The sequence below is a fragment of the Acidiferrobacteraceae bacterium genome, from assembly GCA_037388825.1.
GTDB lineage: Bacteria > Pseudomonadota > Gammaproteobacteria > Acidiferrobacterales > JAJDNE01 > JARRJV01.
Genome location: JARRJV010000088.1, coordinates 1 through 6,295, shown reverse-complemented (window position 1 = coordinate 6,295; position 6,295 = coordinate 1). Strand labels below are relative to the sequence as shown.

Sequence of the window (6,295 nt, the reverse complement as noted above, 5' to 3'; positions counted from 1 at the left end):
GCCGGAGGTGGTGGCAGGAAGGGAGGGTATCCGGGAAGAACCCTTCGGATATGGCACGCAAACTGAGAAGATTCTGGCGCTGGGGGGTGGCAAGCAGCTGATCGAACGGGAGGCAGGCTACGTGAGCGAGCGTCGCATGCGTGTTGCCGGCATTCTGGTTGTCAGTCCCGATATCAGTGACAGAGACACCCTGGTTTGGATGCTGCGCAAGGCCGGATTCGAGGCCCAGGGCACGGATTCAGGAACGGCAGCGCTGTCGTTCGCGCGCAGGAATATTCCAGACGCAGTTCTTCTTTGGAACGAGCATTCCGAATCCGGTGAAGGCAACTTGCGTGACCTGCTCGCCCAGGACCGGGAGTTGTGTGGTATTCCGGTAATTGTTGGGGACCAGGTGTGGGGGCGCTCTGGAAGATTTGGAAGTCCGGCGAAGCGTAAGCTGCTGGACCAGGAATCGGTGCAGCTGCTGGTCGACAAGATCGTCTCCCATTTGCGGAATTCAGGTGTACTGGAAGTCTCGAAGGACGAACCGGGCGGCAAGTCTGGCAAGAAGGCGGCGCAGGGTGATGGCTAGGCAACCGGAATCCGGCAAGGGGACACTGCTGATCATTGATGACAACGTAATGAACAGCGACATCCTTTCCCGAAGACTGTCCAGGGAAGGGTACGAGGTACTGGTCGAGCGCGACGGACGTGACGGGCTCGACATCCTGGCCGATCATCATGTGGACCTGATCCTTCTGGATATTCTGATGCCTGGAATGGACGGCTACCAGGTATTGCAGTCCCTGAAGGAAGATCCGCGCACGCGGGCGATTCCGGTAATCATGCTCACTGCGGTCCACGAGATCGAAAGCGTAATTCGATGTCTTGAGCTTGGCGTGGATGACTATCTGACGAAGCCGTTCAACATTCCATTTGTGAAGTCCCGTATCGCGGCGGTATTGCATGGGCGGCCGGAACGGGAGGGCGAAGGCAGGGAAACCGGTTCCGGGCCGAAGCGCCACATCCTGATCATCGACGACAACGCCATGAACCAGGACATGCTTTCACGGCGTCTGGAGCGCGATGACTACGAGGTGCTGACTGCGTCCAGTGGGCGCGAGGGTCTGGATACTATCGCGAAGCAAGATGTTGATCTGGTGCTTCTCGATATCCTGATGCCGGAAATGGATGGCTACCAGGTACTTCGCACGATGAAGGAGGACGAAAGTACCCGCCGGTTGCCGGTCATCATGCTGACCGCCGTCAGCGATGTTGAAAGCGTCAAGCGCTGTATCGATCTCGGCGCAGATGACTATCTGATCAAGCCATTCAACTCGGTGCTGCTGAAGTCACGCGTTGCATCGGTAATTGCCGATAGAGAACGGGAATAGGCGGTTTCGAAAAGGCCTTGTTGCGTGGAGGAGGCCTGTCGCCTGGTGTATATTTTCCGTATACATATCCAGGAGTGGAACCGAAATATGACCGGAATCGGCTGCCATGCAAACTAGGCAGTCCGCGCTTGTCCGGCCGGTTGGACCTTTATGGATGACGAAGCAACAAAATATCGCGCACTTCAGAGGCGCCTGAACCTGCTTGAGGATCAGGTTCGCAGCAATGAGCATATCTGGTCCGGCTTCAACACCATTGAGCGCCAGATGCTCGAGGTGCGGTCCCTGGGTCGTCTGATCGACGTCGTGGTCGACGGATTTATCAACCGTTTCGGTACCGTAGACTACGTGACCGTGGCCTGTCTTGATCCGGAGTACGAACTGAGCCGGATGCTGGAGAAGGAGCCGGACGTGCAATGGAATGGCAGTTTCATCGCCCTCCCGGCTGGGGCTCTGGACGCCGTGTTCCCGCCACCGTTTCGCCCCTGGCTGGGCCAGTTTGACCCGGTTCGCCATCAGTCGCTGTTTCCCTCGCCCAAAGGTGTGATTGGCTCTGTGGCTGTGGTGCCGTTGATTGCCCAGGGTGAAGTGATTGGCAGCCTCAACCAGTGCAGTCCTCGCGGCGGACATTTCGAGCCTGGCGCGGCCACGGACCTGCTTGAACACCTGGCCGCTATTACGGCCTTGTGCATAGACAATGTTGTCAGCCACGAGCGACTCAAGCTGGACGGTCTCACCGACGCATTGACCGGAATCTCGAACCGACGCTTTTTCGAACGCCGCGTCGTGGAAGAGGCCGATCGGTGGCGTCGAACCCGTTTGAGCCTGAGCTGTCTGGTTGTCGATATTGACCACTTCAAGAAGATCAATGACGGTTATGGCCATCAGGCCGGCGACCGCGTGCTGCAACGGGTTGCGCGCGAGCTCGAGTTTGTCCTTCGCAGCAGTGATGTGCTGGCGCGCTATGGGGGGGAGGAATTTGTACTTCTGCTTCCGGATACCGATCTGCCGGAGGCGGCGGAAATTGCAAATCGCATTCGCGGCAATATCGCCGCGGTGGAATTCGAGACCGCAGAACTCAAAGATGTCGCCGTTACGGCCTCCGTCGGGGTAGCGTGCCTGGGTCCGGATCATCCGGACGAAAGCGATCCGGGCGAAATCCTGTTCCGCTATGCCGACAACGCCCTGTATTCAGCAAAGCACAATGGCCGGAACCGGGTTGTTGTCGCCCAGCCACGGACCTAGCCCCCGTTTGAGTCCATTTCCACCGGGACAAGGATACGGCAAGCGGTGAAGAGCACGGCTGGCCGCACCTCGTATTTCGGCCAAAGCCGGGAGACTCCTTTGGCATAAAGTCGAAGTTGCGCCGCGTAGTTCCTCGCGATCACGGGCGCGGTGTCGGCGGTCGCATGGGAATGGGTCTTGTAGTCGAGTAGCCAGATGGTTTGATCACTCGCCACGAGGCGGTCGACCACGCCGGAAACGGTGCGTTCCCTATCCCGGTAGAGTATGGGCAATTCGTTCCGCGCCCACTGATATGTCGACGGATCAAAGAATTTGCCAAGAGCCTCGTCATCGATCACGGAAGCCGCCTCTGCCCAGCAGGAATCGAGTATCGCAGCCGGTATCCCGGCGGAACCCAGCCGCCATTGATTCTGTGCGTCGTCACGGTCCGCGATGTCCCCGAGAATCTCGAGGGCGCTGTGAATCAGGATCCCGCGTTCCCGGGCACTTTGCCCGGCTTGTGGAGACGTCAGGGCTTCCTCCCGTGGAAAATCGAATTCCGTGGCTGCAATGGATGCACTCGGGTTAATGAAGTCGTCCGCGCGGGCGGTCGAAAGCGGGTGGCCAAGCCGCGCGTCCACCGGTTTGGGCTCGGTCTGCGCCGTTGCTGCCGGCTGTACCGACTGCGGTGGTGCGCCAAAATCGAGGATGAAGTGAGCGAGAGCCCCGTCGGCATCCTGCTCCTGCTTTGTGTCAATCTGTAGATTCGGGACGGACCGGCCGCTTGTGCTGCCCGCCCGCTGCAGTCGACGCGAGATGTGGCCGTACCATCCGAGATCGCTGGTTCCGGGCCGGGTTCCGGTGACAAACAGGTATTGGCGTGCCCGGGTGAGGGCAACATAGAGCAGGTTCGCCTCTTCGCGCTGCTGCTCGCGGGAGAGCCGGTGGAGCGTCTTGCGGGTGTAGTCGTCCCGCTCGTCCTCGCGACCCGCAATCAGAAGTGCGCTTGGCCGTCGCACACCGGCGGGCCAGGCAACGACCGGGCGTGTGCGTCGACCCCCCGGCTCGCTCGCCACGCGCGCGGCGTCTGCCAGTATCACAACCGGTGCCTCCAGCCCCTTGGCTCCGTGTATGGTCATGACGCGCACTTGTCCCGATTGCCTGCCCTTTGGGTCCACCGGGGCGGGGCTGGATGAGGAGCGTGCCAGGGAACGGATGAATCGTGACAGACCGGGATAGCGTCCGCCGTCCAGCTCCAGGGCAAGATCCAGTACCTGATTCAGGCTTGCCGAAAGGCGGTTCCGGTAATGCGGCGGAGCTGCGTGCAGATAGCGCTGGACGAGGTTGGTGTCTGTATAGATCCGGTCCAGCAGATCGTGTACCGGGATGCGGTCGACCAGCAAGCGCCAGGAATCCAACAGGCGGTAGGCGCGAACCAGCCGGTCTTTGGACCGGGGTGAATCATGAACCAGTTCCCGCAAGCGGTGCCACCAGCAGGGCTCAGGCAGGCGCGCCAACTCCATCAAGTCGCCTTCCGCGCAATCGAATACCGGTGAGCGCAGCGCCGACGCCAGTGCCACATTGTCCATAGGCGACATCAATACGCCGAGCAGGTTCAGGATGTCGGCGACTTCCGGAAGTTGCGCCAGCGGCGTGCGGGCTGCGCCGGAGTAGGGAATGGATGCGTCCCGCAGCTGCTGTTCAATCCTTCCGACATGGGTTCGGTTCCGTACGAGGATGAGGAAGTCACTGTAGTCGGCCGGTCGTACCGAACCATTCACCGAGACTGGTTGATGGAGGATTTCCCGTATGATTGCGGTAATCTGTTCGCCTTCGGCCGTGTCCGGGTCTTCCGGGGTTTTGCGTGGTCGGAGCAGGGGGTCGCGAAACTCACCCGAATCGGAATCCGTATTAGTCCTGCGAGGTTCGGTAAGGGGCAACACTTCAACACGACCCCACAGGTCTTCGTGATGGGTGTCGTGCCTTGCAAAATCCGGCAACGGGTAGGGATGGACCTCGTCCTGATCTTTGCTGTGTGCAAAAATCAGATTGACGAACTCCATGATGACGGGCGAGGACCGGCGAGACCTTATCTGCGTAGCGTCGTGGGCTTCGATCGTGGATTGCATCCAGGTCCTCGCCTGGTTGAAGAGTTCCGGTTGCGCGCGTCGGAACCGATAGATGGATTGTTTGGTATCTCCGACCAGAAAGACGCTGCGGGGTCGTTCGGGATTTCCTGCGGCAAGTTCCTCCAGTAGCGGCAGCAGCAAATGCCATTGGACCGGGTTTGTGTCCTGAAACTCGTCGATCAGGAGATGGTCAATGCGCTGGTCCAGCTTGTACTGCACCCATTCCGCGTGTCGGCTTCGGTTGAGTAACAGATAGGTTTGCCATTCAAGATCGGTGAAGTCCAGCTGGCCACGCTGGAGTTTTGCTTCCTGAAACCGCGCCAGCAGGTCCTGACCGCAGGTGTACCAGGCGCGATTGCGTTCGAGGTTTTGCGAGCGTCGCTGCAGATCAATCCAGAGGTCCATGGCATCACCAAGTTGCCCATGCAGTTGCAGCAGGCGTACCATCCCGGCGGCACCGACGGATTTCTCTAGAGCCGCGCTGGCCTTGAGTGCGCGCCGGCCTCCATCTTTTGTGCGGAACACGGAGGTTGTTGCCGCGAGCCATGTATCCACGCCGTCCGATGCATTCTCCAAAGCCTGCTGCAACAACTGCGCTCGCTGCTGGTAAGTCGCGGGCGGATGGCGGCCGATGAGATCAGCGTATTGGGAAAGGTCGTCGCGCAGTGACTGTTCATCCGGAAGACTGCCGGTTTCCTGCAGTTGTTCTCCCAGGACGCTCGTGGCCCAGACCGCGGGATCGCCGGATTCTTCAGTGAAGGCCCACCAATCGCCCCGGAGTTCGACGAAGCTGACCAGAGCCTCTCGCACCGCACTTGAACTCGCCAGCCATTGCAGGAGGTGATCGAAAGAGCGGGAGAGGGGGTGCTCCTCCGGAAGCCTACTGAGTTCCCGCATCAAGGAACTCCACGCCGCCTCCTGAGCCTCCGTGGGAGTTTCTACGACCTGGAATGCAGGGGGCAATCGACTTTCCAGCGGAAAACGCCGCAGGATGTCCTGGCAAAAGGCATGTATGGTCGAGATTCGCGCCCCATGTTCGGCGGTGAGAAAGGTCTCGTACAATCCCCTGGCGCGCTGCAGGATCGCAGAATCGGGGTCTTCAAGGCCCAGCTGGGCAAGGGATGCAATCAGGGCGGGGTCGTCCGCCAGCGCCATCTCCAGCAGCCGTTGCTCGATTCGTTCCCGGATCTCCGCCGCTGCCTTGCGGGTAAACGTGATGGCCAGGATGGAACCCGGCGTCGCGCCTTGCAGAAGCAGACGGATGATGCGGCTTGTCAGCAGCCAGGTCTTGCCCGTGCCGGCGGAGGCCTCGACCGTAAAGTTGAGATGGGGCGTGACAGAATGCAGGGCCTCCGTCAAAAGGGTGTTCTCCTGGAGATGCAGGCCTTGACCGATTCTTGCTCTAAAATTGAAAAATATTCAATGTGTTGAATATTCACGAAATCTATAAGTCGCTGAATAGAAAAATCAAATACACGAAATAACGACTTAATACCATTAACCTTTCTTGACCCTCCAAGTGGCCGCTTTGTATATTTTTTGGAGGCATGGACGCGTACACGGAAGTGCCCC

Annotated in this window: 5 protein-coding genes; 3 read left to right on the top strand and 2 right to left on the bottom strand. The window is 59.4% G+C overall.

The features are described from left to right. The 3 genes from P8X48_11970 to P8X48_11960 form a co-directional block, all read left to right on the top strand. Positions 1-571: hypothetical protein (locus P8X48_11970; GenBank protein MEJ2108021.1), on the top strand; the 571-nt coding region annotated here is incomplete at its 5' end. Beyond that, positions 564-1,373 carry a response regulator gene (locus P8X48_11965; protein MEJ2108020.1) on the top strand — a complete coding sequence of 270 codons (810 nt, stop codon included), beginning with the start codon at positions 564-566 and terminating at the stop codon, positions 1,371-1,373. The genes P8X48_11970 and P8X48_11965, both read left to right, overlap by 8 nt. Positions 1,374-1,523: 150 nt before the next feature. Then, positions 1,524-2,615 (top strand): sensor domain-containing diguanylate cyclase, encoded by a 1,092-nt coding sequence (locus P8X48_11960; GenBank protein ID MEJ2108019.1) that lies wholly within the window; start codon positions 1,524-1,526, stop codon positions 2,613-2,615. Here the strand turns inward: P8X48_11960 and P8X48_11955 are convergent. Next, complete coding sequence (locus P8X48_11955; GenBank protein ID MEJ2108018.1) at positions 2,612-6,082, bottom strand: UvrD-helicase domain-containing protein; 3,471 nt, start codon at positions 6,080-6,082, stop codon at positions 2,612-2,614. The genes P8X48_11960 and P8X48_11955 overlap by 4 nt on opposite strands. Beyond that, positions 6,079-6,295 (bottom strand): hypothetical protein (locus P8X48_11950; protein ID MEJ2108017.1); only part of this gene is annotated, 217 nt, incomplete at its 5' end. The genes P8X48_11950 and P8X48_11955, both read right to left, overlap by 4 nt.

Coding starts and splice junctions, on each gene's coding strand:
- P8X48_11965 (MEJ2108020.1), top strand. CDS start 564: ATGGCTAGGCAACCGGAATCCGGCAAGGGGACACTGCTGATCATTGAT.
- P8X48_11960 (MEJ2108019.1), top strand. CDS start 1,524: ATGGATGACGAAGCAACAAAATATCGCGCACTTCAGAGGCGCCTGAAC.